Origin of the sequence: Mycobacterium sp. E787, from assembly GCF_001668725.1 — a bacterium.
Classification (GTDB): domain Bacteria; phylum Actinomycetota; class Actinomycetes; order Mycobacteriales; family Mycobacteriaceae; genus Mycobacterium.
Window position 1 is genome coordinate 1 of the sequence record NZ_LZKL01000074.1, and the last position, 1,290, is coordinate 1,290.

The window sequence follows — 1,290 nt, forward strand, 5'->3', positions numbered from 1 at the left end:
AAGGTTTTCCAGGAACCACCCGGTGTGAAACGCCACCTCGCCGGCGTGCAGCACGCCCAGCATGAATCCGAAGGTCAAGAAGTCGAACAGCGAGCTGATCGGGCCGAAGATCAGCATGAACCGGCGAATGAAGGCGACGTTCCAATGCGACGGCGCCTGCAGCTGTTCCTCGTCGACCCGGTCGGTCGGGATCGCGAGCTGCGAGCTGTCGTAGAGCAGGTTGTTCAGCAGGATCTGGCTGGGCAGCATCGGCAGAAACGGCAAGAACGCCGACGCGGCGGCGGCGCTGAAGGTGTTGCCGAAATTGCTCGATGTGCCCATGAACACGTACTTGATGGTATTGGCGAAAATCCTTCTGCCCGTGGCCACCCCGGTGGCCAGCACCCCCAGGTCCTTTTCCAGCAAGACCACGTCGGCCGCGTCCTTGGCCACGTCGGTGGCGCTGTTGACGGAGATGCCCACATCGGCGGCGTGCAATGCCAGCGCGTCGTTGACCCCGTCGCCGAGAAACCCCACCGATCTTCCGGTGCGGCGTGCCGCGGTGATCAGCCGTGCCTTTTGGTCGGGGGAGATGCGGGCGAAGATACTGTGGTCCGCAGCGGCGCGGCCGAATTCGTCGTCATCGAGGCATTCCAGCTGCGCGCCGGTGATCGTGCCCTTGGAGACCAAACCCAGTTCGGCGCAGACCTTTTCGGCCACCCGAGGGTTGTCGCCGGTGGCGATCTTCACCTCGATTCCCAGCTCGGCAAGCTGATCAAGGGATTGCCGGGCGGCGGCCTTGGGCTCGTCGGCAAAGACGCAGAACCCGACCAGCATCAACTCGGATTCGTCGTCGGCGGTGATCGTGGACAGGTGTGGCGCCGGCTTGGCCGCCACGGCAACCACTCGGCGCCCGGCCGCGAACAACTCGGACAACGTCTGTTGAGACTGATCGGGTGCGCTCGAGCAGCGGGCCAGCATCTGCTCGGGTGCGCCCTTGACCACCAGCAGTCGCTTTCCATGGTCATCGACCAAGGCTGAGGTCGCACGGCGGATGTGGTCGAACGGCAAAAAGGCCACCCGGTCCATACCGTCGCCGACGAGCTGCCGTGCGGCGGGGTGCGCCCAGAGCGCGCCGTCCAGCGCGTTGGTCGCGGCGCCGCCCGCGGCCGGATCGATGTCACAGGCCAGCAGGGCCAGCCGCAGCACCGAGTCGTTGCGCACTCCGGCCGGGTTGACGGTGTCGACCAAGCTGATGCGGCCCTCGGTCAGGGTGCCGGTCTTGTCGGTGATCAGGATGTCGATGTCGCC

Annotated in this window: 1 protein-coding gene; it reads right to left on the reverse strand. The window is 65.7% G+C overall.

Features of this window, described 5'->3' with window-relative positions:
* On the reverse strand, positions 1–1,290 hold a 1,290-nt coding region (locus A5705_RS15315; RefSeq protein WP_156763130.1), incomplete at both ends, for an HAD-IC family P-type ATPase.